21 protein-coding genes and 1 pseudogene are annotated in these 26,683 nt (G+C 60.5%); 12 read left to right on the forward strand and 10 right to left on the reverse strand.

Annotated elements, in window-relative coordinates:
- Positions 1–212 precede the first annotated feature (212 nt).
- The 3 genes and pseudogenes from Q0792_RS20110 to Q0792_RS03135 form a co-directional block, all read left to right on the forward strand.
- A pseudogene (locus Q0792_RS20110) lies at positions 213–1,223 on the forward strand (enoyl-CoA hydratase/isomerase family protein); the annotation flags it as partial.
- Positions 1,206–2,138, forward strand: coding sequence for a 3-hydroxyisobutyrate dehydrogenase (mmsB, locus tag Q0792_RS20115; RefSeq protein WP_367276765.1), 933 nt, complete (start codon positions 1,206–1,208; stop codon positions 2,136–2,138). The pseudogene Q0792_RS20110 and the gene mmsB, both read left to right, overlap by 18 nt.
- A 37-nt stretch (positions 2,139–2,175) precedes the next feature.
- Entirely contained in the window at positions 2,176–3,516 is a 1,341-nt protein-coding gene (locus Q0792_RS03135; RefSeq protein ID WP_298836299.1) for an MmgE/PrpD family protein, read from the forward strand.
- 20 nt (positions 3,517–3,536) lie between these two features.
- On the opposite strand, the gene uvrA is transcribed toward Q0792_RS03135, so the two are convergent.
- Positions 3,537–6,398: an excinuclease ABC subunit UvrA gene (gene uvrA, locus Q0792_RS03140; RefSeq protein ID WP_298836301.1), complete on the reverse strand. Its 2,862-nt coding sequence runs from the start codon at positions 6,396–6,398 to the stop codon at positions 3,537–3,539.
- Positions 6,399–6,590: 192 nt separating this feature from the next.
- A complete protein-coding gene (locus tag Q0792_RS03145; RefSeq protein ID WP_298836303.1) occupies positions 6,591–7,748 on the reverse strand; it encodes an MFS transporter in 1,158 nt (385 codons plus the stop codon).
- Between the two features lie 246 nt (positions 7,749–7,994).
- Here Q0792_RS03145 and Q0792_RS03150 point away from each other — a divergent pair, with 246 nt between their 5' ends.
- Positions 7,995–8,633 (forward strand): VPLPA-CTERM sorting domain-containing protein, encoded by a 639-nt coding sequence (locus tag Q0792_RS03150; protein WP_298836305.1) that lies wholly within the window; start codon positions 7,995–7,997, stop codon positions 8,631–8,633.
- 78 nt (positions 8,634–8,711) lie between these two features.
- Here the strand turns inward: Q0792_RS03150 and lpdA are convergent, their stop codons facing one another.
- The 5 genes from lpdA to Q0792_RS03175 form a co-directional block, all read right to left on the reverse strand.
- Positions 8,712–10,106, reverse strand: coding sequence for a dihydrolipoyl dehydrogenase (gene lpdA / locus Q0792_RS03155; protein ID WP_298836332.1), 1,395 nt, complete (start codon positions 10,104–10,106; stop codon positions 8,712–8,714).
- Between the two features lie 125 nt (positions 10,107–10,231).
- Positions 10,232–10,819 (reverse strand): DUF924 family protein, encoded by a 588-nt coding sequence (locus Q0792_RS03160; RefSeq protein WP_298838585.1) that lies wholly within the window; start codon positions 10,817–10,819, stop codon positions 10,232–10,234.
- 90 nt (positions 10,820–10,909) lie between these two features.
- The gene (locus tag Q0792_RS03165) at positions 10,910–12,175 is read right to left on the reverse strand and encodes an MFS transporter (protein ID WP_298836334.1); all 1,266 of its coding nucleotides are present in this window, start codon (positions 12,173–12,175) and stop codon (positions 10,910–10,912) included.
- A 104-nt stretch (positions 12,176–12,279) separates the two neighbouring features.
- A complete protein-coding gene (queA, locus tag Q0792_RS03170) occupies positions 12,280–13,335 on the reverse strand; it encodes a tRNA preQ1(34) S-adenosylmethionine ribosyltransferase-isomerase QueA (RefSeq protein WP_298836336.1) in 1,056 nt (351 codons plus the stop codon).
- Between the two features lie 129 nt (positions 13,336–13,464).
- Positions 13,465–16,827, reverse strand: coding sequence for a hypothetical protein (locus tag Q0792_RS03175; protein ID WP_298836338.1), 3,363 nt, complete (start codon positions 16,825–16,827; stop codon positions 13,465–13,467).
- A 124-nt stretch (positions 16,828–16,951) separates the two neighbouring features.
- Here Q0792_RS03175 and bcp point away from each other — a divergent pair, with 124 nt between their 5' ends.
- The 4 genes from bcp (at position 16,952) to Q0792_RS03195 (ending at position 20,218) form a co-directional block, all read left to right on the forward strand.
- A complete protein-coding gene (gene bcp, locus Q0792_RS03180) occupies positions 16,952–17,413 on the forward strand; it encodes a thioredoxin-dependent thiol peroxidase (protein ID WP_298836340.1) in 462 nt (153 codons plus the stop codon).
- On the forward strand, positions 17,410–18,219 hold the full coding sequence (locus tag Q0792_RS03185; RefSeq protein ID WP_298836342.1) for a ferritin-like domain-containing protein: 810 nt from the start codon (positions 17,410–17,412) through the stop codon (positions 18,217–18,219). The genes bcp and Q0792_RS03185 overlap by 4 nt, the downstream gene beginning before the upstream one ends.
- Before the next feature lie 180 nt (positions 18,220–18,399).
- Positions 18,400–19,731 (forward strand): M23 family metallopeptidase, encoded by a 1,332-nt coding sequence (locus Q0792_RS03190; protein ID WP_298836344.1) that lies wholly within the window; start codon positions 18,400–18,402, stop codon positions 19,729–19,731.
- Positions 19,721–20,218 (forward strand): polymer-forming cytoskeletal protein, encoded by a 498-nt coding sequence (locus tag Q0792_RS03195; protein WP_298836346.1) that lies wholly within the window; start codon positions 19,721–19,723, stop codon positions 20,216–20,218. Before Q0792_RS03190 ends, Q0792_RS03195 begins: the two co-directional genes overlap by 11 nt.
- Positions 20,219–20,373: 155 nt before the next feature.
- On the opposite strand, the gene Q0792_RS03200 is transcribed toward Q0792_RS03195, so the two are convergent.
- The 3 genes from Q0792_RS03200 to Q0792_RS03210 all read right to left on the reverse strand — a co-directional run bounded on the left by Q0792_RS03200 (position 20,374) and on the right by Q0792_RS03210 (position 22,398).
- Entirely contained in the window at positions 20,374–21,237 is an 864-nt protein-coding gene (locus tag Q0792_RS03200; protein ID WP_298836348.1) for a haloalkane dehalogenase, read from the reverse strand.
- Positions 21,238–21,350: 113 nt separating this feature from the next.
- Entirely contained in the window at positions 21,351–21,899 is a 549-nt protein-coding gene (locus Q0792_RS03205; protein ID WP_298836350.1) for a peptidylprolyl isomerase, read from the reverse strand.
- Positions 21,892–22,398, reverse strand: coding sequence for a peptidylprolyl isomerase (locus tag Q0792_RS03210; RefSeq protein ID WP_298836352.1), 507 nt, complete (start codon positions 22,396–22,398; stop codon positions 21,892–21,894). Before Q0792_RS03210 ends, Q0792_RS03205 begins: the two co-directional genes overlap by 8 nt.
- A gap of 126 nt (positions 22,399–22,524) precedes the next feature.
- Here Q0792_RS03210 and pgk point away from each other — a divergent pair, with 126 nt between their 5' ends.
- From pgk to Q0792_RS03230, 4 genes are all read left to right on the forward strand, one after another.
- Positions 22,525–23,715, forward strand: coding sequence for a phosphoglycerate kinase (gene pgk, locus Q0792_RS03215; RefSeq protein ID WP_298836355.1), 1,191 nt, complete (start codon positions 22,525–22,527; stop codon positions 23,713–23,715).
- Between the two features lie 120 nt (positions 23,716–23,835).
- Positions 23,836–24,135: a septum formation initiator family protein gene (locus Q0792_RS03220; RefSeq protein ID WP_298836357.1), complete on the forward strand. Its 300-nt coding sequence runs from the start codon at positions 23,836–23,838 to the stop codon at positions 24,133–24,135.
- Between the two features lie 139 nt (positions 24,136–24,274).
- On the forward strand, positions 24,275–25,285 hold the full coding sequence (pdhA, locus tag Q0792_RS03225) for a pyruvate dehydrogenase (acetyl-transferring) E1 component subunit alpha (RefSeq protein ID WP_298836359.1): 1,011 nt from the start codon (positions 24,275–24,277) through the stop codon (positions 25,283–25,285).
- A 3-nt stretch (positions 25,286–25,288) separates the two neighbouring features.
- Positions 25,289–26,671: a pyruvate dehydrogenase complex E1 component subunit beta gene (locus Q0792_RS03230; RefSeq protein WP_298836361.1), complete on the forward strand. Its 1,383-nt coding sequence runs from the start codon at positions 25,289–25,291 to the stop codon at positions 26,669–26,671.
- Positions 26,672–26,683: the final 12 nt, after the last annotated feature.

A 26,683-nucleotide genomic window follows, 5' to 3' on the forward strand; every position in this document is an offset into this window, starting at 1 on the left:
TAACCGTGATCCCGGTTTACAAAAATTCCCCGTATTGTGAAGAAACAGTGGCAAATTTGCGCCAGATTTTCGCCTCAAAGTAGCGATTCCGGAACGGACTCCCGTCGTCAGTTTTCCACAACGGAAACAATCGGCCGGACCACCGCTTATTTTTGCCAGTCACGCCGGTTGATTCGGTTGCTGACAGTCCACCGCTCCCCTAGAAAAACGGGATGACAGATATTCTTATCCGCCGGACCGGACATGCAGGCCGGATTACCCTGAACAGACCCGACGCGCTGAACGCGATGACCTGGGACATGTGCCGCGCGATAGCTGACGCCATGCAGTCCTGGCGCGACGATCCGGAAATCCGGCTGGTCGTCATTGATGCCGCAGGTGACCGCGCCTTCTGTGCCGGTGGGGATATTGCCGAACTTTATCAGACCGGTCGCGCGGGTGATTTTGCCTATGGCCAGGCGTTCTGGGCCGACGAATACCGCCTGAACGCCGCAATTTTTGCCTGGCCCAAACCTGTGGTCTCGTTTCTCCAGGGCTTTGTGATGGGCGGCGGTGTCGGGATAGGCTGTCACGGGACGCACCGTATCGCCGGCGACACGACGGCCATCGCAATGCCGGAATGCGGGATCGGGCTGATCCCAGATGTGGGTGCCACGCTGATGCTGGCGCTGGCAGACGGCCGGCTGGGTGAATACCTGGGCGTGACAGGCACCCGGATGTCCGCCGCAGATGCTGTGCATGCCGGTTTTGCGGACCATTACATACCCGAAGATCTTTGGCCCGAACTGATCCGGCAGCTGGAACAGACAGGCGATGTGTCTGTGATCGAAGCCTCTGCAAAGCCCCTGCCCGCCTCAGCGCTGGCAGCCGGTGCCGACGACATAGACCGCCATTTTGCAGGAGAGTCCCTCACCGATATTCTCAACAGCCTGCGCAGCGAAGACAGCGCGTTTGCCCGGGATACTCTGCGCACCATGGAACGGAACAGCCCGCTGTCGATGGCGGTTACGGTTGAGCTGCTGCACCGGCTTCGCGGACCGTCCATCAGTATCGGCAGAGCGCTGGATCTGGAATACCGGTTCACAGCCCGTTCGATGGAACATGGTGACTTTCTCGAAGGAATTCGCGCCGCCATCATTGACAAAGACCGCCAACCGAAGTGGCAGTATGCCGGACAGTCCGTTCCGGTCAGCGAGATCAGCAAAATGCTGCGCCCGCTGGGGGCGGCAGCGCTGAAGCTGGAGGAAACACGCGTGACACAACCAACCGTAGGGTTCATCGGACTGGGAAACATGGGGGCGCCTATGGCTGCCAACCTGGCCGCCGCAGGATATGCCGTCACCGGCTTTGACACCGCAGGCACAACAGCCGACGGCGTCAAGGTTGCCGGATCAGCACAGGAGGCTGTGACGGGCGCCGATGTAATCATCACCATGCTCCCCGATGGCGCTGTCCTGCGCAGTGTTGCCGCCACCGTCCTGCCCCACGCCAGACCAGGCGCCTTGTTTGTCGACTGCTCAACCGTCGACGTAGAGAGCGCACGCGCTGTAGCAGCAGAGGCCAGTGCGGCGTCCGTGCTGTTTGTCGACGCACCGGTGTCCGGTGGTATTGGCGGGGCCACAGGGGGCACGCTGACGTTCATGACAGGTGGCAGCGACGACGCCTTTGAAAAAGCGCGCCCGCTTTTCGACGTGATGGGCCAGAAGGCCGTACACTGTGGCGCGGCAGGTGCGGGCCAGGCCGCGAAAATCTGCAACAACATGATCCTCGGGGCCACGATGATTGCAACCTGCGAAGCCTTTGCACTGGCGGACAAACTGGGTCTGGACCGTCAGAAAATGTTTGACGTGGTCAGCACATCGTCGGGTTACAGCTGGAGCATGAACGCCTATTGCCCGGCCCCGGGTGTCGGGCCGCAGAGCCCGTCTGACAATGACTATACGCCCGGGTTTGCTGCGGAACTGATGCTCAAGGATCTTGGCCTGTCGCAGCAGGCTGCCGCCGCTGTCGACGCCGATACGCCCATGGGAGCCGCGGCACTGGAACTCTACCGGCAGTTCGTGGAGGATGAAGGCGGACGCGGCCGGGACTTTTCGGCCATGTTGCCGCGGTTTGCCGCCCGGAGCCGCGAAAGCTGATCCCGGTGTCCCTCACCATCCACCGCAGGGGCGACGCATGAGTGTACCATTCCAGGATTTTGCCGCCGGGCTGACGATCCGTGATATTCCCGGCGACGCCCTGCGCGTCCTGCGGCGGTCTCTCCTCGATACGATGGGCGTGGCTGCCGTGGGATCCACCACACAGATGTCTCAGATTGCACATCGTGGCGCGCGCGCGCTCTTTGGCCCCGGTGATGCCGGTGGCGCACGGGTTCTTATGCAGGGCGACCGGCTCAGCCCGGCTGGTGCGGCGATGGCAGGTGCCTTTACAGTCGACAGCGTCGATGCCCATGACGGGACCTCGCCCTGTAAAGGCCATGCAGGCTCCGCGGTTTTTCCGGCACTTCTGGCTGCTGCAGATGTAAGGAAACCGATGCAGGGTGCTGATTTTGCTGTGCTTCTGGCAGTCGCCTACGAGGTAAGCTATCGCGCCGGACTGGCACAGCACCATATGTGTGCAGACTACCACACCTCCGGGGCCTGGACAGCCGTTGGCGTCGCTGTTGCCTGCGCACGCGCGCTTGATGCGTCTCCGGAACAGATCCGGCATGCCGCCGGGATCGGCGAATACCACGGGCCGCGCAGCCAGATGATGCGCTGTATTGATCACCCAACGATGCTGCGGGACGGTGTCGGCTGGGGCGCCCCGTCGGGCGTGACAGCCGCATGGCTGGCCCGCGAGGGCTTCACCGGCGCGCCCGCCCTGACCTGTGAGGACGCACCACAGTTCTGGGATGATCTGGGCGAGGCCTGGCGGCTTGTTTCAGATACGCACTACAAGCCCTATCCCTGTTGTCGCTGGGCGCACCCCGCCATTGATGCCGCGGCCAGCCTGATGCAGATTCATAATCTGCATCACAGCAACATCGCCGGCGTTGAAATCCGCACTTTCCACAATGCAACGCGGCTTGCGGGGCACCAGCCTGCCACGCCGGACGAATTTGCCTATTCCATTGCATTCCCGGTTGCAGCCATGATCGTACGCGGGCAGATCGGACTGCCGGAACTGACCCGTGAAACCCTTGCTGATCCGGAAATTCTGAGGATCAGCAACGCGACACAACTTATTGATGATGAACACTTTACCCGGATCAGCGTGGGGAAAAGATGGGCGCAGGTCACGTTTGAGCTCACAAATGGCGACCGCGTATCAGCAGAACCCTGCACGCCGCGGGGCGACACTGATCAGCCACTGTCTGATGCAGACATATCCGAAAAGTTCCACCTCTTCTCGGACCCGGTGATCGGCGCAGAACGCGCAACGGAACTTGAAACGCTCTGTGCCGGGTTTGACAGCCTGGACGCCAGTGACTTTGGCCGCCTGCTGGACCTGTGCCTTTCAGGTCCTGGCAGCTGACATTCCGGAGACAGTACGCGTTATTCCGCCGCCACCTGATCGCGCGGCTGCAGCATCGGGCCAAGGTACTTGCCGGTATAACTCTCTGCAACGCCGGCCACTTCTTCCGGTGTGCCGGTCGCCACGATCGTGCCACCACCGTCGCCGCCTTCGGGGCCGATATCAATGATATAGTCCGCTGTCTTCACCACATCGAGGTTGTGTTCGATCACAATGACCGAGTTGCCCTGATCAACCAGTTCATGCAGGACTTCCAGCAGCTTGCGTACATCCTCAAAATGCAGTCCCGTCGTGGGTTCATCAAGGATATAGAGCGTGCGACCGGTCGAGCGTTTGCTGAGCTCTTTCGACAGCTTCACCCGCTGCGCCTCACCGCCTGACAGTGTCGTCGCCTGCTGGCCGACCTTGATATAGCCCAGGCCCACACGCATCAGCGCATCCATTTTCTCGCGGATCGACGGCACGGCCTGAAAAAACGCCTGCGCATCCTCAACTGTCATGTCGAGCACATCCGCGATGCTCTTACCCTTGAATTTGATCTCCAGGGTTTCGCGGTTGTAGCGCTGCCCTTTACAGGTCTCGCACTCTACATACACATCCGGCAGAAAGTGCATCTCGATTTTGATCACACCATCGCCCTGACAGGCTTCGCACCGCCCGCCCTTGACGTTGAAACTGAAGCGACCCGGCTTGTATCCGCGCGCTTTGGATTCAGGCAGACCCGCGAACCAGTCACGGATCGGGGTAAAGGCCCCGGTATAGGTCGCCGGGTTTGAGCGCGGCGTTCGGCCGATGGGACGCTGGTCAATGTCGATCACCTTGTCCAGATGCTCGAGCCCCTTGATGGTCTCACAGGGTGCGGGCGTCTGACGTGCGCCATTGAGGCGCATGGAAGCCGTTTTGAACAGGGTTTCAATGGTCAGTGTGGACTTCCCGCCGCCCGAGACCCCGGTGACACAGACGAACTGACCCAGCGGATAATCAACGGTGACGTTTTTCAGGTTGTTGCCCGTGGCTTTGACAACCTGCAGCTTCTTTTTGTTGCGTTTGCGCCGCTCGGCGGGAACAGCAATTTCGCGGGTCCCGGTCAGGTACTGGCCGGTAATCGATTTTTCGTCTGCGGCAATCACTGCGGGCGGTCCGTGACTGACCACCTGCCCGCCATGAACACCTGCACCCGGACCGATGTCAAAAACATAGTCCGCCTCGCGGATCGCTTCTTCGTCGTGCTCGACAACGATGACCGTATTGCCCTGATCACGCAGGTTTTTCAGCGTCAGCAGCAGACGGTCATTGTCGCGCTGGTGCAAGCCGATAGAAGGTTCATCCAGAACATAGAGCACTCCGGTGAGGCCGGAGCCGATCTGGCTCGCCAGACGGATACGCTGGCTTTCGCCCCCTGACAGGGTTCCGGCGTTGCGGCTGAGTGTCAGATACTCAAGGCCCACGTTATTCAGAAACCCGAGACGTTCGCGGATTTCCTTGAGGATCGCGCGGGCAATTTCGTTTTTCTGGTGGGTCAGGTGCTCCGGCACCGTTTCGCACCAGTCAAAGGCCTCGCGGATAGACATCTGAACGACTTCGCCGACGTGCAGGCCGGCAATCTTCACCGCCAGAGCCTCCTCGCGCAGACGATAGCCACCACAGGTACCGCAGGAGCGGTTGTTCTGGTAACGCTCAAACTCTTCGCGGATCCAGTTACTGTCCGTCTCACGGTACCGGCGTTCCATATTCGGGATGACGCCCTCAAACACCCGCGTCACCTGGTAAACGCGCCCCCCCTCGTCGTAGCGAAACGCGATCTCTTCCTTGCCGGAACCATAGAGAAACACCTGTTTCACCTTGTCAGGCAGGTCTTTCCATTTAGTGGACTGTTTAAAACCGTAGTGTTTCGCCAGCGCCTCAATCGTTTGCAGGAAATACGGGCTTTTGCCTTTGCGCCAGGGCGCCAGGGCGCCGTCCGCGATCTTGAGGTTCTGATCCGGCACCACAAGCCGTTCGTCAAAAAAGAGCTCGACGCCGAGACCGTCGCACTCCGGACAGGCACCAAAGGGGGCGTTGAACGAAAACAGGCGCGGCTCGATTTCGGGGATCGTAAAACCGCTGACCGGGCAGGCAAATTTTTCGCTGAAGGTCGTGCGCTCGGGGTCGCCCTCAGACGGCGCGGTCTCCAGGATCGAAATCCCGTCTGCCAGATCAAGCGCCGTGCGCAGGCTGTCAGCCAGCCGCGTTTCCAGCCCTTCGCGGATCACGATGCGGTCAACAACCACGTCGATGTCATGGCGAAATTTTTTGTCCAGCGTCGGCGGCTCATCCAGTTCGTAAAACGCGCCATCCACTTTGACGCGCTGGAAACCCTGCTTGCGCAGTTCCAGAAATTCCTTGCGGTACTCGCCTTTGCGGTCGCGGATGATCGGCGCCAGCAGATAGGCCCTTGTGCCCTCTTCCATGGCCATGATCCGGTCGACCATGTCCTGAACCTGCTGGGCCTCGATCGGCTTTCCGGTCGCGGGCGAAAACGGCGTGCCCACACGCGCAAAAAGCAGGCGCATGTAGTCATAAATCTCGGTCACTGTACCGACTGTGGAGCGTGGATTCTTGGATGTCGTCTTTTGCTCGATCGAGATCGCCGGGCTGAGACCGGAAATATGATCAACATCCGGTTTCTGCATCATGTCGAGGAACTGACGCGCATAGGCGGACAGCGATTCCACGTAGCGGCGCTGCCCTTCGGCATAGATGGTATCAAAAGCCAGCGACGATTTTCCTGAGCCGGAAAGTCCTGTAATCACAACAAGCTGATCACGCGGAATATCCACGTCGATGCTTTTGAGATTATGCTCACGCGCGCCGCGTACTTCGATGTTTTTCAGCTCTGCCATTTTCACCCCCAAGGTGCACCACCCTCACATAGGTGGATTGTCTCCGATAGCCAATCAGAAAATGAGAACATACAGAGAACAATATTCGTCCCGATGCAAATCCTTTCTGTACAGTTCCTGCAAACTCCTGTCCGGGGGGTGGTGCGATCGGCCTGAAGGACGGGGACCTGCATGCGCCAACGGACTGCGGTGTCAGCGGCGCCTGCGGCGTGCGGACAGCCAGAGGTGCACACCTCCGCCCACCACAAAAGCCGCCCCCGCCAGCAGGGGCAGCCCGGAATACCCGACGGCGGCGGTGGTTATGGCCATAACAGGCGTACCAAGGGTGTTTCCGACGTTGCCCATCTGAGCCATAGCCCCATTCGCCTGCGCCTGAGCGGCCGGGGTCTCATTGAGCTGCGGAACGGCTGCAAAGCTCGCGCCCTGGATCAGGCCCATCGAGGCAGCAAGAGCAATGCATGCCATAGCCCCACCCGGATCAGCCCAGAGCCAGACCATGCAAAGAGCACTGCCAGCAAATCCGGCCACTGCAACACCAACGGCAGGCATCACACGCAACAAAAGCACACCTGCTGTCATCGACGATCCGATGCTCGCCAGCGGCATCGCCCCCATGACAAAAGCGCGGATGTCCTGCGAAATGTAAGGAGGCAGGACCGTCAGCACAGAGACAAAACAAAACGTATAAAAAAGCCACCCGAGGCCGGGAGCTGACACTCTGGGGGACGCATAGATCACCAGATGTTCACGCAGCAGACCCGGCAACGAGAAAGGCCGCGGTTTTGTGTCGAGGTCAAGCGACCTGAGCCGCAGGCCAAGATACAGGGCAAACCCGGCCATATACAGCGCGTGGGCCACCAGCAGCGCGGGCAGCCCCCCGACAGCCACAAGCGGCAGGCCGACCCATGCCAGAACGGTAAAGGCCACGCCGAAAAAGGTACCCCACAGCGTCAGCGCAAGCCCCCTGTCCGCGGGTGCACAGAGTTGCGCAATCAGGGTTGGTGCAGCAACAACGAGCGCCAGGTGCGACAACCCTTCGAGCGCACGGCTGGCCAGCATCCATGGCAACGACGGCAGAAACGCCTGGAACGCCGAGATGCCTGCGCCGACCCAGAGACCCCAGAGCAGTGCGCGCCTGTACCGGACACGCGCCACCAGCAGGCCTGCGGCAACACCACAGAAAATACCCAGGATGCCAACGGCTGATACGATCAGGCCAAGTGCGTTGCCGGCATCCGGATAATGGGCTGGCAGCTGATCAAAAGTCGCACTGAATTTGCCGTACTGGGCCGCCGCACCGAGGCCTGCACCCCACAACGCCAGAACAAGTCCCCAGGGTGTCTTCTGCATCCGGTCTCTCCCTGCCCCGGTTGATGTCAGAAGCCACCCGCAGTGGCAATTGGCATCCGGCCCTGAAAGAGACCGCGACGAGCGCACGTCAGGCAAGTCGTTCCACCCAAAGATGAAAAATTCACTAAAATCTTCGGAAATCTTTTCAAGGTGCTGAATGTCTGATAGCCAGCGCTGACATCAGGGTAATTGGTTCCGGCGATCACAGAATATTTGTGCAGCCGCCGGGTCGTAAGGAGTAACGGAATGACAACGAAATCCCTCTTTTTTGGCGCGCTTACAGCATCCATGCTGCTCGGCGGTACTGCGGGTGCAGCAGTTGTGGGCATCGATTCGGACTGTGGCGGCACAGGCAGTGAACTGACGCAGGCCGGCACAATCACCTGCAGCGGCGCCGCTGACCGCCTCGACACCGGCAACATTGAAGTCTTTGAGAACGGCATCGGCTCGGGCGACAACGATTTCTTCTCGCTGGGCCTGAACGGTTCGCTCGTGCTGGAATTTGACCCGGTCATCACCGGCGCTGCCACAGTGATCGAGATCACCAATGGTGGCGGATCGTCTTCCCACAAGGAAGCGGTTCGTATCTTTGGATCGAATGACGGTATCAACTTTGATATCCTGGGCACCGCTGACAACCAGGGCGGCATCGACGATGGCACACGCGGCACCACTTCGACAGTGTCTTTCGCGGGAACCTACTCGTTCCTTGGTTTCGTCGACATCTCGAAATCGACTTTTGCAGGCACCGCGTCTTCCGATGGCTTTGACATCGACGCAATTGTCGTGACTTCGGTATCTGCTGTGCCACTGCCAGCCTCCGCTCTGCTGCTGCTGGGCGGCGTTGCAGGCCTGGGTGCGATGCGGTCACGCCGCAAAAGCTGATCCCCTTTCAGCTGGCTGGAACAAAAAAAGCGGAGCTCCGGCTCCGCTTTTTCTTTGTCCCGTACCTTTCTGGCCGGATCACATATGGATCACGCGGTCATAGGCATCCAGCACACTCTCATGCATCATTTCTGACAGCGTCGGGTGCGGGAAGACTGTGTTCATCAGATCTTCTTCGGTGGTCTCCAGCTGGCGGCCGACCACATACCCCTGAATAAGTTCCGTGACTTCTGCGCCAACCATATGCGCGCCAAGCAGCTCACCGGTTTTCGCATCAAAAATCGTCTTGATCATGCCCTCGGGTTCGCCCAGGGCAATGGCCTTGCCGTTCCCGATGAAGGGAAAGCGCCCGACCTTGATATCGTATCCCAGTTCCTTGGCTTTCGCCTCGGTATAACCCACACTTGCAACCTGCGGATGGCAGTAGGTACAGCCTGCAATCGTCTCGGGTTTGACCGGATGCGCATGTTTTCCTGCGATCAGGTCAGCAACCATGACACCTTCGTGCGACGCTTTATGTGCCAGCCATGGGGCACCAGCGATGTCACCGATAGCATAAAGCCCGTCGACACCCGTCCGGCAGAATTCATCCGTGACAACATGCGTGCGGTCAATCTTGACGCCCAGCTCTTCGAGACCCAGGCCTTCTGTGTTGCCAACGATGCCCACAGCAGAGATGACGGTGTCAAACTCGTGTTTTTCGACCTTACCACCCACTTCGATGTGCGCGGTCACTTTGCCCTTTGCCCGGTCAAGTTGTTTGACCATCGCCTTCTGCATGATCTTCATGCCCTGCTTTTCAAACGCTTTTTTCGCGAACGCAGAGATTTCAGCGTCTTCGACAGGCAGCACGCGGTCCATGACCTCGACGACGGTCGTGTCTGCGCCCAGCGTGTTGTAGAAGCTCGCAAATTCGATGCCAATCGCGCCCGAGCCGATGACCAGGAGCTTTTTCGGCATGTGTTTGGGTTGCAGCGCGTGTTTGTATGTCCAGACCAGATCACCGTCGGCCTCCAGACCCGGGAGGGTCCGGGCGCGTGCGCCTGTCGCAACAACGATATTTTTCGCAGTCAGCTCTTCTGTACCCTTGTCGCCCTTGACCGAAACCTTGCCCTTTGCCGGGATGGTGGCCTCGCCCATAAAGACCGTCACCTTGTTCTTTTTCATCAGGTGGCCGATGCCACCGGACAGCTGGCCCGCAACCTTGCGCGAGCGTTTCACAACAGCGTCCAGATCGTAATCGATATTGTCTGCCTTCAGACCAAACTCTTTGGCCCGGTGCATCAGATGGAAAACCTCTGAAGACCGCAGCATTGCCTTGGTTGGAATACAGCCCCAGTTGAGACAGATACCGCCCAGATGCTCACGCTCGACGATGGCGACAGACATGCCCAGCTGGGCGCCGCGGATTGCCGCAACATAGCCACCGGGCCCTGCGCCTATCACGATCAGATCAAAGGATTTCGCCGCCATGAGATGTCCTCGCACGTTGAGTGTCAGAAATATAGTTTACCATTAAACTATATCCGAAGACGCTTCAACACGAAGGGGGCCGCGACATATGCGCACCCTCTCTGCCGGCGCTGACAATCCGCCTGTCAGGCCGCTGCAGTCTCGTTCTGAAGTGCGCGCACGGTGTTCCCGTATCCGCCCCGGGCCACATATTCTGCTTCCAGCGCGGTATCAGTGCGCGCCAGCGCGGCATTGCGCGTCGGGAAACGCCCGAACTGGCGGATAACCGCCCGGTGGGCCCTCGCATGCAGGAGATTACTGCGTCCGTACTCTGGCATCCGCTCGCACATCAGACGCACACACCGGTCCTGGTCACACAGGTTTTCAGAGTGCATCAGCGGCAGATAGAAGAACTGGCGCGCCGGTTCATCGATCCGCATGTCCCAGTCCTTGTTGATCGCCGACTTGGCCGCGGCAAGTGCGATCCGGTCTGTGGAAAATGCCCCGGCGGTATCGCGGAACATGTTGCGGGGAAACTGGTCTGTCAGAATGATGTAGGCCAGTGCACCGGTCGGGTACGTCAGCCAGAGGGAATACCGGCCTTCGCAGGCCCCTTCCCATGCGTCACCAAACTTCCTGCGGATCTGTGCATCGAGTTCGGGTGTCGCGTTATACCATCCATCGGGCCCCACGTCGTCGAGCCAGAATTTCAGAATGTCCTGAGGATCAACCATATCAACTCCATCGTTCACAACATCCCCACAGGGAGTGTAGCTTTTTTGTACTGCTCTGACCTATTCACAAATTACGACATTGCGACATAATCAGCTCTCGTTTTCCGCTTTTTCCGCCTCAAGTTCCGCTTCGATGGCGTATTCCTGGGCATATTCCACGGCCAGTGATGTAGAAGCAGGCGTAACCGGAACATACGCACCCGTCTCGTCCACCGGGACCGGCCTGGCGACGGTTGACCGGTAGCCGGCATACGCCACCAGCGCGGCAAACAGGACAGCCGTAAAGAGATAGAACCCTCCGGGGCCCGCAACATCCATCATGTAGCCGGTGATCAGTGGCCCGGCGATGGCGCCCAGCCCGTTGATAAAGATCAGCCCGCCTGAAGCGGCAGCCATGTCTTCATGCTCCAGAAAGTCATTGGTGTGGGCAATCAGCAGCGAATAAAGCGGGTTCGACATGCCCCCCACAACAAAGGCCGAGAGCAGCAGCAGTGTGAAATTGCTGCCGAGCATCATGCCAAGCAGCGATCCCGCGACGCCGATCGCAGAAACAATGAGGATCAGAAAGCGCCGGTCAATCCGGTCAGAGATCCAGCCAATGGGATACTGCAGGACCATTGAGCCCACAAAAAACGTCGCAACAAAGGTGGAGATCTGCGCCACGCTCAACCCTGCCTTGGCACCGTAAACCGGTGCCATGCCAAACTGTGCAGAGAACACACCTCCCAGCAGGAACATTCCCACGCACCCCAGCGGGGAAAACCCATATAGCCCGCGCAGGCTCATTGGTTTTGTGGTATCGAATGCGGGCGTCGGACTGATCGACAGCAGGATCGGTGTAACGGCAATGGAAACCAGCACTGACGGTATGACAAAGAGCACATAGCCTGACGGATCCGCAGCCAGCAGCAGCGCCTGACTGAGCACGATGCCCGCCGTCTGGACGATCATGTAAAGCGACAGGGCCTGACCGCGGTTTGCATTGGTGGCCGCATTGTTCAGCCAGCTTTCCGCAGTCACGTAAACGGCTGAAAAGCAGAATCCGATCAGCACGCGACCCAGCGTCCAGACCCAGACCTCGGTCAGCGTGGGATATATGATCATGACGGCAGAGATCAGCGAGGCGAGGGCTGCGAAAACGCGCACGTGACCGACGCGCCGGATCATGCCCGGCGCCATGCGCGAGCCGCCCAGAAAACCGACAAAATAAGCGGACATGACAACCGACATCTCGAATGTCGAAAAGCCCTCAATCTCGCCACGGATGCCCAGCAGCGTGCCCTGCATACCGTTGCCGACCATCAGCAGGCACATGCCCAGAAGCAGGGCCCAGGCGCTGGATAAAACCTGTAGCATGCGCGGTCTCCATAGTCCGTCGCGGTGGTACGACTCAGTCCGTTGTGTCGTTTTTCCCGCCCTATTTCAGGCCCGTGCGCGACGCAATGGGTCGTATTGGAGCCTCAGGGTTTGTCCGGAATAAGCAGCGAGGAATCGCCGTAGGAGAAGAAACGATATTTCCGATCGATGGCATGGGCATAGATGTCCCGCATCCGCTGCTGACCCATAAGCGCAGACACCAGCATCATCAGCGTGGACCGGGGCAGGTGGAAATTTGTCATCAGCGCATCTGTCACGCGAAATGTGAAGCCCGGATAGATAAAGATATCCGTATCACCCTCCCAGGCCTCGATACTGCCGTTCTGTGCCGCGGTTTCAATCAGGCGCAGCGCTGTTGTGCCCACCGGGATCACCCTGCCACCGGCAGCCTTTGTCCGGGCGATTTCGGCCGCCGCCTGTGGACTGACCCGCCCCCATTCTGCATGCATTCTGTGCGTGGTCACATCATCGACTTTGACAGGCAGAAACGTCCCCGCGCCGACGTGCAGGGTGACATGGCTGAAACTGATCCCGCGCGCTGCAATCTCTGCCAGAAGCGCTTCGTCAAAATGAAGCGACGCCGTCGGAGCCGCAACAGCGCCCCGGTTGCGCGCGAAAACCGTCTGATAATCCTCATTGTCCCGCGCGTCCGCGGGCCGTTTTGCCGCGATATAGGGCGGCAGAGGCATCGCACCCGCCGCATTCAGGGCCGCGTCGAAATCATCGCCCGACAGGTTGAAGCGCAGCATTCCCTGCCCATCGACCGTTCCCTCCAGGGTGGCACGCAGCGCATCACTGAAGACAATCTCTTCACCGGGTTTCACTTTCTTGAGCGGTCTGATCAGCGCGCTCCAGCACCCGTCCGGCTGCGGTTCCAGCAACGTGACGCCAATCCGGGCGGAAGTATCTCCCTGTGCGCTGTTACGATGTCGCAGCCCCTCGAGACGCGCAGGGATCACCCTGGTGTCATTCAGTACGAGCCTGTCGCCGGGCCGCAGCCAGTCCGGCAGCGAGGACACGACGCTGTCCGTAATCTGCCCGTCTCCCGCCACCAGCAGTTTTGCTGATGTGCGCGGTACGGCAGGCCGAGTGGCGATCAGCTCATCAGGCAGCTCAAAATCGAAATCGGTCAGTTTCACGGGATGTTGTCGTCCTGAACTGTTGACTGCACGTCCGGTACCGGGGTGATGATGCATGCACATGCCCAAAAGTGCCGCGAAGATCAACGGCGGAAAACCACCCGCCTGCCCTTCAGAGCCGTTTACCGGTCAGCGATCGCTGCCGCTGACATTCGGTGGCGGGCGTCGCCTCGGTTCGGGCGGGGGCGGCTCCTCTCCCTCGGCCAGAGGCACCTCGGGTCTGGGCGCCCGGAACAGGTCACGGATACCGCCCGGCACCAGTGCGGTGAGCGGGTTCACAAAAACCTCCGGATTCTGCGTCGTTCCCCGGATCGAATAGTTGAACCCAAAGAGGCCTTCGCCCCGCCGCGACACCACCCGGCCGATCGCGTTGAGCAGGTAAACCGGCGAAATGACGCCCTGCATCTGCAGACTTCCGCTGTCCGGAAAAAAAACACCGTCCATCGACAGGCCCATGGACGACCCGACAGCACTGGCCTCGCGCAGGGTGATCCGGTCAGGGGTCAGCCGGAAATCGGCCAGGACTTCTGAAAAATAGATGCCGTCGCCGCCCAGTTCGTTCACCAGACCCACAATGCTGATCGCGTTCAGCAGGGCGGCAATGGCCGGTGCGTCGACCACGCTGATATCAGTAACGCGGAGCTTGCCATCCAGTGCCCCGGCCGTTCCCACGGGCCGCAGCGCCAGTTCCATCTGCCCGCCGCGTCCCTGTTTCAGCACGCCGGCCGCCGCAACGACACTGCCCGCATCATCCGCAGCAACACGGATCGCACTGCGGCCATTTTCCGGAATGACCTGACCGGCGATGCGGGCCTGCCCGTTGACCAGCCCGGTAAAGTTGCCCAGCAATCCGCCCCCGCCCGTGGTAAAATCACCGCGCAGGTTTCGCACCGCAATCGAGTCGCTGATCTGCAGCGTATCGAGCGCAACAGTCAGCGGTCCACCCGCCTGGCCGGAGCCGCCCGAGCTGCCGAAATCCGCGCGGCGCAGGTCGATACGACCTCCGTTCACACGGATCGCGGGGGCGACCCCCTCACCCCGGCTGATGAGTTCCGCGGGCACGTCCAGCCACCCGCCCACCCGCAGTCTGGACAGGCGCACGCGGTCCAGCGCACCGCCCTCCTGAAGCAGCACATCACCCTCTGCCAGCAGCCCCGGCGCCTCGAGCCTCAGGCTTTCGACCTGCGGCGTGGTGCCAAGGCTGACTGCGATCTCCAGCGCGCCCGGCACAGAAGCCCCCTTGCTCCAGCCAACCGGCGGTACGGACAACGACAGACCCGTCAGATCAGATGTAAGCACCAGCGCCGGTGGCGTGTCCCGCTCCAGCATGATGTCGATACCGGCTGTCCCGGTGCCGCGCAGGGTTCCCGGTGGCAGATCAACACGGAAGCTGTCGAGAGCCTCCTGACTGATCACGGCTGTGCCGGTAATCCGCCCGGGCGGTTGCGGACCTTCGCCGATGGACTGGCGCCATACGACGTCAAAAGGCACGCCGTCCAGATCTCCCTTGCCGCTCAGTCGGACCTCTTCGTCAGAGGCAACCAGTTCCAGCACAGGCGCCTGCAACACCCGGTCCGGCACCAGAACATCAGACCTTACACCGGTGATCTGACCGGTCAGATAATAATTCACCATCTCAAGCGGAACGCCCTTTTCCAGCGGCACCGAAATCGTCCCGGAAACCTGCGCCGTACCGGTGGCAATGCCGGGCGTCCGGCCGGCTTTTTTCATCACCTCCAGAGGTTCCAGATCCAGCAGTGACAAGGCGGCCCTAACGCCGCCCGTGGCCTGCAGGCGCACGACACCCGGCGTAAAATCCCTGATCTTTACGTCAGGAATTATGAATGCCGTGCCTGTTACATCTACCTGCCCGCCCTGCGGCGCAGTGACGATGCCCTCGTCGGCCACCACAACGAAACGGTCACGCACCAGTGTCGCATGACCCCGCGCACCGGTCAGAAGCGGCATTGTTCTGAGGAACCGCACCTCGCCGTCGCTGAAGTCAAAACTCAGGAAGGTCTCGGGAACCTCGCCAGCGCGCAGGCGCACCGCGCCGGATATATCGCGCATGGTGCCGGCCCGAACGTTTTCCGAAATCCACCGGCGCGACTTGGGCTTGACCGCTTCAGGCCAGAGTTCGAGCAGCCGCGCGGGACGCAGCGCATTCATCTGGCCATCCATCGCGATTTCCCAGCCACGCTCGTCGGCCCGGATGGTGCCGTTGCCAACCGCCACATTGCCGTCGTCCTCGACCTGCAGCCGCCCGACCTGCAGCACAAAGGGACTGGTGCTGAGCTGAAAGTCCAGTTCAGCGACCGCAACAGATACCGGTTCAGGGTAGAAATCTGCCGGATTGACGCTCAGACCACTGAGGCGGACCTGGCCCACCATGTCCCCGATCCTGCCATCCACAGGCAGGCCGATTTCAGCCTGCCCCTCGAGCGTTCCGCGGCCCCATTTGCTCTCGACAGACAATTCGTCAAACCGCAGCGTACGGCTGTCCGGCAGATAGGTGAAATAGCTCCGCGCGCTGTCGATCGGGATGGCCAGGGCTTCGGGCGTTGGCTGAATCACTCCCGCACCGATCTGGAACGTGGCGTTGAGCGGGCGGATGCTGCCGTCTTCATCCAGTCCGCCGCGCAATGCGCCGGAGATAGGTGCCCGGAGCGCGCCGAGCCAGTTGAACGCTGCCCCCTGGCTGGCCACATCGGCGGCATCCAGATCCCGGAACGTGACACCGAATTCGGAGGCCCTGGCGCCGATTTCACCCGCGTAACTGGCGGCCAGTGTCGCCACCTGAGCGCCACCGCCCAGTACGGCAAGATCGACAAGGATCTGCAGCGCGTCACCGTCGCGGGTCAGGGACAGGCGGCCGCCGTCTATCGTCCAGGCACGGTTGGCGCGCTCGTCCTCATAGCGCAGCGTCAGTGTCTGCAGACTGACCCGGTTCAGACCCGCAAACCCGGGCCGGAGCAGAAAATCATCCAGTTCACTCACCAGCTCCGCCAGGTTCGGTGCTTCACGGGTCACCTGCGCCGGCCCCTGCGTACCAGAGATCGATATCTGCCCTTCCGGCGCCCGGCGCAGTGCCAGAAAGACACCGCTGACATCAAGTGACGTGGGTTCAAGCTGTCCGCGCAGCAGCGCATCCAGTGATGCGCCCGCCCGCATTTCGGAAAAACCGATGACATCCACACCGTCCGGCGTCGTCACCCGCACATTGCGCACCGTCGCGCGCGGTCGCCATTCATCGTCCAGCACCAGCACCAGGTCACCGAAAGACACCGTGGCTTCCGGCACAGCAGTCTGCAGCCTCTCTGCGATCTGCAGGCGCAGCCAGTCCGGTGCAGCAACCTCCCGTCCCTTGAGCCACCATACACCGCCCGCAAGTGCGCCCGTAACGATGGCCAGAAAGACCACGCACCACAACAAAGCACGCCGCGCCCGCCGGCGGGCTGGCCTGATTTCCTGTGAGGGTGGCGCGCTGGTCAAAACTGTGCTGGCCTGTGCCTTGCGGTGTGCTAAAAAGCGGTTTCTGACGGTCCGGGGCTTGGCTCATCCCAGCCCTGACCTACTATGTCATCTGACACCATTCCTGAAAACCCAAGAGACCGTTATGCCAGAGATTTCACAGACCGCTCCTGACTTTACCCTGCCCGCGACCGGTGGCGAAGAGGTCACCCTCTCTGCGCTGCGGGGTCAGCCGGTGGTCCTTTTCTTTTATCCGCGTGATGACACGCCGGGCTGCACCAAGGAAAGCATCGCTTTTTCCGAAAGCCGCGAAGATTTTGAGGCAGCGGGTGCAAAAGTGTTCGGTGTCTCAAAGGACAGCCTCGCCAGCCATGAGAAATTCGCTGCCAAACGCGATCTGACCATCCCGCTGCTGTCGGATGAAAACGGCACAGTCTGCGAGGACTACGGCGTGTGGAAAGAAAAGAACATGTACGGCAAGAAATACATGGGCATCGAGCGTACAACCTATCTGATCGCAGCCGACGGCACAGTGGCGCAGGTCTGGAACAAGGTAAAAGTGCCCGGTCACGCCGAGGCCGTTCTGGACGCGGTACGCGCACTGTGATGCCGCTCGCGCAGATGGCCGAGGCCGTGCTGCGCACCGCAGACGGACGCGCCAAAACCGCGTTGTCCCGCCAGTACGCCGCAGAATGGCAGGCCGCGCGCGACCGAGGCGAGACACCGGAAATCGGCCGTGCCGCCCCGCCGATGCATCCCGAACGCCCGGAGCAGCCGGAGTTGCTGAGCCCCAGGGATGTGCCACGCCGCCGGCCTGGCACACCGGAGGGGCGCATCGCCCTGCTGCATGCGGTCGCCCATATCGAACTGAACGCGGTGGACCTGCACTGGGACGTGATCGCACGCTTTGCGCATGTTCCCATGCCTTTGGGGTTTTACGATGACTGGGTCAAAGCCGCAGACGAAGAATCCAAACATTTCAACCTGATGTGCGACTGTCTTGAAGAACTTGGCAGCCATTATGGCGCCCTGCCCGCACATGCAGGTATGTGGCGTGCTGCCGAAGACACAGCGTCAGATTTCATGGGGCGGCTGGCTGTTGTCCCGATGGTGCTGGAGGCGCGCGGTCTGGACGTGACGCCTGGAATGATCGAGGTCTTTCGTAAGGCGGATGCTGCATCCGCCGTTGCCGCCCTTGAGACGATTTATGCCGAGGAAGTCGCCCATGTGGCCTATGGTTCCAAATGGTTCCATTTTCTGTGCGGTCGCCATGACGAGGACCCGAAGGAGCGTTTTCACGCCCTCGTCCGCAAATACTTCCACGGTCCGCTCAAGCCGCCGTTCAACGAGGAAAAACGCGCCGAGGCCGGTATCCCGCCAGACTTTTACTGGCCGCTGACCGAAGAGGTCTGAGCGCTCAGACCAGTGTTCTTCGGCAGTTTTTTGCCCATTTTGCAACATTCAACGACAGGTTGATGCCCGGAGGTTAATGCTGCTTGCCCGCAGACCGATGGCTCGTTAATCACTTGCCGGGGACACGTGACTGGCCCGCAGAAGGCCGGTCCGCTGCAGAAACGGAATAAGGATTGCCTTGTGCGCACACGGCTGGCCATCAGAACACACGCACTGCTCGAGCGGGTCTTTCCTGAACGCAGGGTGTTTCTGAAGTCTGACGCCGATACCCGTTTCATCCGGCTGCGCCCCGGGACACAGCTTGTCGCTTTTGCCGGCGGGGCCGCCCTTGTCGCCTGGGCGATTATCGCCACGGCAATTATCCTGATGGACAGCATCGGTTCCGGGAATTTCCGGGAACAGGCCAAACGGGACCAGACAACCTATCTGTCGCGCCTGAATGATCTGTCGGCACAGCGCGACAGCCGCGCTGCCGAAGCGCTCGCGGCACAGGAACGGTTCAACGCCGCACTGGACCAGATTTCCGTGATGCAGTCACAGCTGCTCGCTTCGGAAACCCGCCGGCACGAGCTGGAAACCGGGATCGAGGTCATTCAGTCTGCCCTGCGCGAGACCATGCGCGAACGCGAAACGGCCCGCCGGGCTCTGGCCGCGCTGCAGGACGAAACAGGGGACGATGCGCAACAGACCGCCGTCGCCGCAGCAACGACCGGTGCCCCGGTCGACTTCCTCGCGGACGCGCTGTCCAGAACAGCCGCAGAGCGGGATCAGGTTGTGGCAGATGCGCAGGAGGCACTGCGGCACGCCGACGAACTGGCGCTCGAGATTGCCCTGATGAAGGAAGATAACGATCAGATCTTCCGACAGCTCGAAGAAGCCATGACAATCTCGGTCGAACCTCTGGACAAGATGTTCCGTCAGGCCGGCCTGCCGACAGAGCGCATAATGGATGAGGTGCGCCGCGGCTATTCCGGCGAGGGCGGCCCGCTGACCCCCCTCTCCTTTTCCAGCAGCGGCTCTGAACCCACTGCCGATATGATCCGTGCCAACCGCCTGCTGACCCAGATGGACCAGCTGAACATGTACCGGATCGCCGCCGAGAAAGTGCCCTTTGCCCTGCCGGTGGCGCAGGCGTTCCGCTTTACCAGCAGCTATGGCTTCCGGCGCGACCCGAAAACCGGGGGACGGCGTATGCACCGGGGTGTGGATTTCGCCGCCCCGCTTGGCACTGATCTGCTGGCGACAGCCGATGGTGTGGTCACCGAAGCAGGCTGGGCCTCGGGCTATGGTCGCCTGGTGAAAATCCGCCACAGCTTCGGGATCGAGACACGCTATGCGCATTTGTCAAAAATACGCGTTAAAGTTGGGCAAAGGGTCTCGCGCGGGGACCATATTGGTGATATGGGAGCATCCGGACGGGTGACCGGCGTGCACCTCCACTACGAAGTGCGTGTCGGTGGTAAGGCTGTAAACCCAATGATCTATATCAAGGCTGCAAAAGATGTTTTCTAAGAGCAAAATCAACGAACCGGGCCCCAAGCAGGGCGAGACAGACACTCCGGCACCGGCCGCATCCTCTGCGCCCGCAACGCCCAAGCCGACCGAGTACAAAGCGACGGCCCCCAAGCCAAAGCCCCCTGCCTCGGTTCTGTCTTCGGACCTGCACGTGACCGGCAATATGAAAACAACCGGCGATATTCAGGTTGAGGGCACGGTCGAGGGCGACATCCGCGCGCACCTGCTGACCATCGGCGAAAGCGCTACGATCAAGGGCGAGGTTGTCGCGGATGACGTGGTGATCAACGGCCGTATCGTTGGCCGGGTCCGCGGCCTCAAGGTTCGCCTGACATCGACCGCGCGGGTGGAGGGTGACATCATCCACAAGACCATCGCGATCGAAAGCGGCGCGCACTTTGAAGGTTCCGTGCAGCGTCAGGATGACCCGCTGAACCCAGGTGCCAAGACCGCGCCGGCGGCCAAGCCAAACCCCGCTTCCTGAGCCGGGCAGACGTTCAGACAATCGGGCGCTGCGGTCTTCGCGGCGCCCTTTTTTGTCGGGCGGAGTTTGCCGGGCCTGTGATCTGAACATCGCACACGGCAGTTGCCCGGTCGGGTTGCCTCAGTCCGCATCGGCGCAAGGTACGAGCCGCCCCGTCAGATTCCTGTGTCACTGATCCAGGATGCAACAGCCCGGCCAATTTCCCTGCCACTGTCTTCCTGAATAAAATGGATACCCGACACCTGCACTTCGCGCTGGTTCGGCCAGGACCGGCAGAATGCGCGCTGATCGCCGATGAGAATCGCGCCAGGATCAGCATCTACAAAAAGCTTCGGCAGATCGCTGCCGCGCAACCAGTCGGCATACGCCTGTACGCGCGAAACGACCTCGGGCGGCTCCCCTTCGATGGGGATCTGCCGGGGCCATGTCAGGGTCGGAAACCTGTCCCAGCGCCGCAGGAAAGGCCGCCGGTATTCATCCATCTCATCAGACGTCAGCTCCCGCAGGACAGACCCCGGCAGGATACGCTCGATAAAAATGTTCCTGTCCAGGATCATCTCTTCGCCCGCGTCAGACCGAAGCGCCTGAAACACCGGGGTTGCGGCGCTGGAAAAATCGCTCCATCGCGGCAGCGGCATGACAATGCCTTCCATATAGGCGATACCGCTCACCGCCCCCTGGTTATGGAAGGCCCAGTCGAACCCCAGCGCCGAGCCCCAGTCGTGGATCACCAGAACAACATCCTGCTGCAGATTGAGCGCCCGCATGAACCCGGCGAGAAACCGGCTGTGGGTCTCAAAAGTATAGGTATTCGCATCAGCGTCGGGCAGTTTTGCACTGTCACCCATGCCGATCAGGTCCGGGGCGATGCAGCGTCCCAGGTGTGCCACTTCGGGCATCACATCGCGCCACAGGTAGGATGATGTGGGGTTGCCGTGCAGAAACACGACCGGTCGTCCGCTGCCGGTCTCGGTCCAGGCCATTTCGTGCCCCATGACGGACACTGAGTTCTTCTGCATATCACCCCCGGCATTCCCGTGATGTATCCAACACCATCTGTCCACGCCCCGGCAATGAAAAACGGCAGACCCCGCAACGGGCCTGCCGTTCACTGTGTCAAAGTGATCCGGTATCAGTCTGTTACGACGACCGTCTGCATAACGTCAGGCTGGCCAATGATGGCGCCATTGGGTCCGTCACCACGCTTGATGGCATCAAGAACGTCCAGACCCTCTGTCACCTGTCCGACAACAGTGTACTGGCCATTCAGAAAGTAGCCTTCATTGAACATGATAAAGAATTGACTGTTGGCGCTGTTCGGGTTCTGCGCGCGCGCCATACCAACAACGCCCCGGTCATAGGGTACTTCGGAAAACTCCGCTGGCAGATCAGGCATATCCGAGCCGCCTGTGCCTGCGCGGCGCATATCACCACCCAGTTTACCGTGCTGGACATCACCGGTCTGTGCCATAAAACCATCAATCACGCGGTGAAAAACCACACCGTCATAGGCACCGTTCGCCGCCAGCGTTGTAATGCGCTCAACGTGCTGGGGTGCGACGTCTTCCAGCAGGTCGATCACGATGGTGCCGTTGGCCTCGCCTGCGACAGTGATCTGAATGCCGTCTGCCAGCGCAGGTCCTGCTGCCAGCATCACGGCGGCGGCGACGACCTTACGCATCAGCGGCCACCTTTACTGAGATCATCCGGTCGGGCTCCGCGGGCGGCTCGCCGCGTGTGATGGCATCGACGTGCTCCATGCCCTCGATCACCTGGCCGTACACGGTGTACTGGCCGTTGAGGAAATCATTGTCTTTGAAGTTGATAAAGAACTGGCTGTTGGCGCTGTCCGGATTGGCCGAGCGCGCCGCGCCGATGGAACCGCGAGCATGCGGTATCTTGGAAAACTCTGCGGGGACATTCGGCATATCAGAGCCACCGGTGCCCGCCATGCGCAGGTTGAACCCGTCTTCCATATCGCCGTGCTGTACGTCGCCGGTCTGCGCCATGAACCCTTCGATCACACGATGAAATGCCACGTTGTCGTACTGACCTGACCGCGCAAGCTCCTTCATCCGTTCCACATGCTTCGGTGCCACATCAGGCAGAAGCTGGATGGTGACAGTTCCGCCCTTGAGTTCCATCAGTATTGTGTTTTCAGGGTCTTTGATCTCGGCCATTGGGCGCTCCTTGTCTGAATGCTTGGCACAGTACCTAAGCTGTGGCGCCGCGATTGCCAAGCAGGTCCATTGACCTCTGGCCGGATAAGCGCAAAACAGGGCGAAACCGCAGAACAGGAGACGATGATGAGCTGGAAAACGCTGGACGATATGGATCTGAACGGCAAACGGGTCCTCGTGCGGGTCGACATCAATGTCCCCGTTGAGGATGGCAAAGTCACCGATACCACACGGATCGACCGGATCGTGCCGACCATCCGGGATATCCTGAGCGCTGGCGGATTGCCGGTCCTGCTGGCCCACTTTGGCCGCCCCAAAGGCCAGTATGTTCCCGAGATGTCGCTGCGCGTCACCCTGCCCGCCCTCGAAGCAGCCCTGGGTCAGGAGGTCACCTTTGTTGAACGCCCCGATCCGGAAGCGCTGGCAGCCCTGCCCACCGGATCGGTTGTGCTGGTGGAAAACACCCGTTTTGCCGCCGGTGAAGAAGCAAACGATCCCGGCATGGCAAAGTTTCTCGCCACTCTTGGCGACATCTTCTGCAACGACGCCTTTTCCGCAGCTCACCGCGCACACGCCTCGACAACCGGTGTCGCCCACCTGCTGCCCTCGTGCGCCGGACGCCTGATGCAGGCCGAGCTTTCCGCGCTCGAAGCGGCTTTGTCTGCTCCCGAACGTCCTGTGGGCGCGGTTGTGGGCGGGGCAAAGGTATCAACCAAGATCGCCCTTCTGGAAAACCTTGTAGGACGTCTCGACCTGCTGGTGATCGGCGGGGGTATGGCGAATACGTTCCTTGCCGCTCAGGGGGCGCAGCTCGGTGCCTCCCTGCAGGAACCCGATTTCGTCGAAACAGCCAGGGCGATTATGGCACAGGCAGAAAAGAGCGGCTGCCGCGTGCTGCTGCCTGTGGACGGCCTGGTCGCGCGCGAATTCAGAGCCGGCGCGGATCACGCGGTGGTGGCACTTGGCCCCGACACGGTGCTTGATGCGGATCAGATGGTCCTCGATGCCGGCCCCGCGAGCGTCAGCGCGGTTTCGGATGCTTTTGCGAGCCTGAAAACGCTGATCTGGAACGGCCCGATGGGCGCTTTTGAGATCCCGCCCTTTGACATGGCCACGAATGCTGCGGCGGCAGATGCAGCGCGCCAGACCAGAGCCGGTACACTGATCTCGGTTGCCGGGGGGGGCGACACTGTTGCGGCTCTCAACCAGGCCGGTGCCGCCGCGGATTTCACCTATATCTCCACCGCGGGCGGCGCGTTTCTGGAGTGGATGGAAGGAAAGACGCTTCCTGGCGTTGCGGCTCTCGAAACAGCGTAAAATCGCGCGCAAAACGCTGTTTTTCTGCGGTTTTCACCCTTTGGGGGATTCACAGGACTCTGCTTTTGTGGCATAGTCCGTGCATGCCCACCAAGAGGCAGTGACACAGGCAACGCGCAGATGAACAGGCAGAACCGTCCCGCTTTCGGAACCTTTGTGTTCTTTACCCTGGCCCTCGGGCTTGCGACGTATTTCACTTTTGCAGCTGTGCAGGGCGACTTCGGGCTGTTCCGGCGCGCCGAGATCAGCGCAGATGCCCAGGTGCTCAGGTCACAGCTTGCCGAGCTTGAGGCTGAGGTCGCGCGCATGGAAAACCTGACGCTGCGCCTGTCAGACGACTACCTTGATCTGGACCTTCTCGATGAACAGGCGCGCCGCGTGCTCGGACGGATACGGGCCGACGAAATCGTCATCAGATAACCAGTTTCCGCTGTTCTGGCGTCTGTTCTGACGCCGCGTCAGAATGACACTCGCAAATTCTTTCCGAATCCGATAATAGATAGTTTAACGCTAAACTATCTACCCGGAGAAGCCGGGAAAGAGGACGGAGGACAGCCATATGGCAACCCGCAAAGCGGCCAGAAAGCCCAATGTTTCAGCTGAAGAGCTGAAAGCCTATTACAAGGATATGCTGCTGATCAGGCGGTTCGAGGAAAAAGCCGGCCAGCTTTACGGCATGGGACTGATCGGTGGGTTCTGTCACCTCTACATTGGACAGGAAGCGGTTGTCGTAGGCCTTGAGGCTGCTGCGGAAGAAGGCGACAAGCGAATTACATCCTACCGTGACCACGGCCACATGCTGGCCTGCGGCATGGACCCCAACGGCGTGATGGCCGAGCTCACGGGACGCGAAGGCGGCTATTCCAAGGGCAAAGGCGGCTCTATGCACATGTTCTCCAAAGAGAAGCATTTCTATGGCGGCCACGGCATCGTCGCAGCCCAGGTGCCACTGGGCGCCGGTCTGGCCTTTGCTGACAAGTACCAGGAAAACGGGCGCGTGACCTTTACCTATTTTGGCGATGGCGCTGCCAACCAGGGCCAGGTCTACGAGGCCTTCAATATGGCCGCACTCTGGAAACTGCCCTGCATCTTCGTGATCGAGAACAACCAGTATGCGATGGGCACATCGCAACAGCGCTCGACGTCCTCGGCAGAAATCTACGAGCGCGGAAAATCCTTTGGCATTCCGGGAGAGGCCGTTGACGGCATGGATGTCCTGGCCGTCAAAGCTGCCGGCGAAAAGGCCGTCGCACACTGCCGCTCTGGCGAAGGCCCCTATATCCTGGAGATCAAAACCTATCGCTACCGTGGCCACTCCATGTCGGATCCGGCCAAATACCGGACCCGCGAAGAAGTTCAGAAGATGCGCGACGAGCGTGATCCGATCGAGGCAGTACGCTCGCTTCTGCTCACAGGCAAACACGCGACCGAAGATGATCTCAAGGCGATTGACAAAGAGATCAAGGCCGTCGTGAACGAAAGCGCCGAATTCGCCAAGACCTCTCCGGAACCCGCGCTCGAAGAGCTCTGGACCGATATCTACGCCACAGAAGTACCGCAGGAGGCCTGACCAATGGCAACAGAAATTCTCATGCCCGCGCTCAGCCCCACAATGGAAGAGGGCACTCTGGCCAAATGGCTCGTCAAAGAGGGGGACACCGTCTCCTCCGGCGACATCATGGCCGAGATTGAAACCGACAAGGCCACGATGGAGTTTGAGGCCGTGGACGAAGGGGTGATCGGCAAGATCCTGGTCGCTGAAGGCACCGAAGGTGTCAAAGTGAATATTGCGATTGCGGTTCTGCTGGAAGAGGGCGAAGACGCCTCTGCCGCAGACAATGTGTCGGCCCCCGCGCCGGAGGCAGCCCCGGCTGCCGACGCGGGCAACGAGGTGTCCGCGCCAGCGGCCGCCGAGGCGCCCGCCCCTGCCGCACCGCAAACCGACAGCACACCGGACTGGCCCGAAGGCACAACCCTGAAACAACAGACCGTGCGCGAAGCGCTGCGCGACGGCATGTCCGAAGAGATGCGTCGCGACGACAGCGTGTTCCTGATGGGCGAGGAAGTCGCCGAATATCAGGGCGCCTACAAAATCAGCCAGGGCATGCTCGACGAATTTGGCGCCAAACGGGTGATCGACACACCGATCACCGAACACGGCTTTGCCGGCATTGCCACCGGTGCCGCCTTTGGCGGTCTGCGCCCGATCGTAGAATTCATGACATTCAACTTCGCCATGCAGGCGATTGACCACATCATCAACTCTGCAGCCAAGACGCTTTATATGTCCGGCGGTCAGATGGGCGCGCCCATGGTGTTCCGTGGCCCCAACGGTGCTGCTGCCCGCGTAGGTGCGCAGCACAGCCAGGATTATGCTGCGTGGTACATGCAGGTGCCCGGCCTGCGCGTTGTAATGCCCTACTCGGCCTCGGACTACAAAGGTCTGATGAAAACCGCGATCCGCGATCCGAACCCGGTGATCTTCCTCGAAAACGAAATCCTCTACGGACGCAGCTTTGATGTGCCCGACATGGACGACTATACCGTCCCCTTCGGCAAAGCACGTATCTGGCGCGAAGGCGACGACGTCACCATCGTGAGCTTTGGCATCGGCATGCAGTACGCTCTGGAAGCCGCGGAAAAGCTGGCAGAGGACGGTATCAGCGCCGAGGTGATCGATCTGCGTACGCTGCGTCCGATGGATACGGCCAGCATCATTAAATCAGTGATGAAAACCAACCGCTGCGTCACGGTCGAGGAAGGCTGGCCACAGGGGTCCGTCGGCAACTACATCAGCTCGGTGATCATGCAGGAGGCGTTTGATTATCTCGACGCGCCGGTGATCAACTGCACCGGCAAGGATGTCCCCATGCCCTATGCCGCAAACCTTGAAAAACACGCGCTGGTGACGACAGACGAAGTCATCGCCGCCGTGAAACAAGTCACCTACAGGTAAGGAGCGCGCATC

The organism is uncultured Roseobacter sp. (assembly GCF_947495025.1).
In the GTDB taxonomy this organism is placed as follows: domain Bacteria; phylum Pseudomonadota; class Alphaproteobacteria; order Rhodobacterales; family Rhodobacteraceae; genus Roseobacter.

What these genes read in the sequence shown, in the direction of transcription:
- mmsB (WP_367276765.1), top strand. Translation starts at nt 1,206, where the DNA reads ATGCTGCGCCCGCTGGGGGCGGCAGCGCTGAAGCTGGAGGAAACACGC.
- Q0792_RS03135 (WP_298836299.1), top strand. Translation starts at nt 2,176, where the DNA reads ATGAGTGTACCATTCCAGGATTTTGCCGCCGGGCTGACGATCCGTGAT.
- uvrA (WP_298836301.1), bottom strand. Translation starts at nt 6,398, where the DNA reads ATGGCAGAGCTGAAAAACATCGAAGTACGCGGCGCGCGTGAGCATAAT.
- Q0792_RS03145 (WP_298836303.1), bottom strand. Translation starts at nt 7,748, where the DNA reads ATGCAGAAGACACCCTGGGGACTTGTTCTGGCGTTGTGGGGTGCAGGC.
- Q0792_RS03150 (WP_298836305.1), top strand. Translation starts at nt 7,995, where the DNA reads ATGACAACGAAATCCCTCTTTTTTGGCGCGCTTACAGCATCCATGCTG.
- lpdA (WP_298836332.1), bottom strand. Translation starts at nt 10,106, where the DNA reads ATGGCGGCGAAATCCTTTGATCTGATCGTGATAGGCGCAGGGCCCGGT.
- Q0792_RS03160 (WP_298838585.1), bottom strand. Translation starts at nt 10,819, where the DNA reads ATGGTTGATCCTCAGGACATTCTGAAATTCTGGCTCGACGACGTGGGG.
- Q0792_RS03165 (WP_298836334.1), bottom strand. Translation starts at nt 12,175, where the DNA reads ATGCTACAGGTTTTATCCAGCGCCTGGGCCCTGCTTCTGGGCATGTGC.
- bcp (WP_298836340.1), top strand. Translation starts at nt 16,952, where the DNA reads ATGCCAGAGATTTCACAGACCGCTCCTGACTTTACCCTGCCCGCGACC.
- Q0792_RS03195 (WP_298836346.1), top strand. Translation starts at nt 19,721, where the DNA reads ATGTTTTCTAAGAGCAAAATCAACGAACCGGGCCCCAAGCAGGGCGAG.
- Q0792_RS03200 (WP_298836348.1), bottom strand. Translation starts at nt 21,237, where the DNA reads ATGCAGAAGAACTCAGTGTCCGTCATGGGGCACGAAATGGCCTGGACC.
- Q0792_RS03205 (WP_298836350.1), bottom strand. Translation starts at nt 21,899, where the DNA reads ATGCGTAAGGTCGTCGCCGCCGCCGTGATGCTGGCAGCAGGACCTGCG.
- Q0792_RS03210 (WP_298836352.1), bottom strand. Translation starts at nt 22,398, where the DNA reads ATGGCCGAGATCAAAGACCCTGAAAACACAATACTGATGGAACTCAAG.
- pgk (WP_298836355.1), top strand. Translation starts at nt 22,525, where the DNA reads ATGAGCTGGAAAACGCTGGACGATATGGATCTGAACGGCAAACGGGTC.
- Q0792_RS03220 (WP_298836357.1), top strand. Translation starts at nt 23,836, where the DNA reads ATGAACAGGCAGAACCGTCCCGCTTTCGGAACCTTTGTGTTCTTTACC.
- pdhA (WP_298836359.1), top strand. Translation starts at nt 24,275, where the DNA reads ATGGCAACCCGCAAAGCGGCCAGAAAGCCCAATGTTTCAGCTGAAGAG.
- Q0792_RS03230 (WP_298836361.1), top strand. Translation starts at nt 25,289, where the DNA reads ATGGCAACAGAAATTCTCATGCCCGCGCTCAGCCCCACAATGGAAGAG.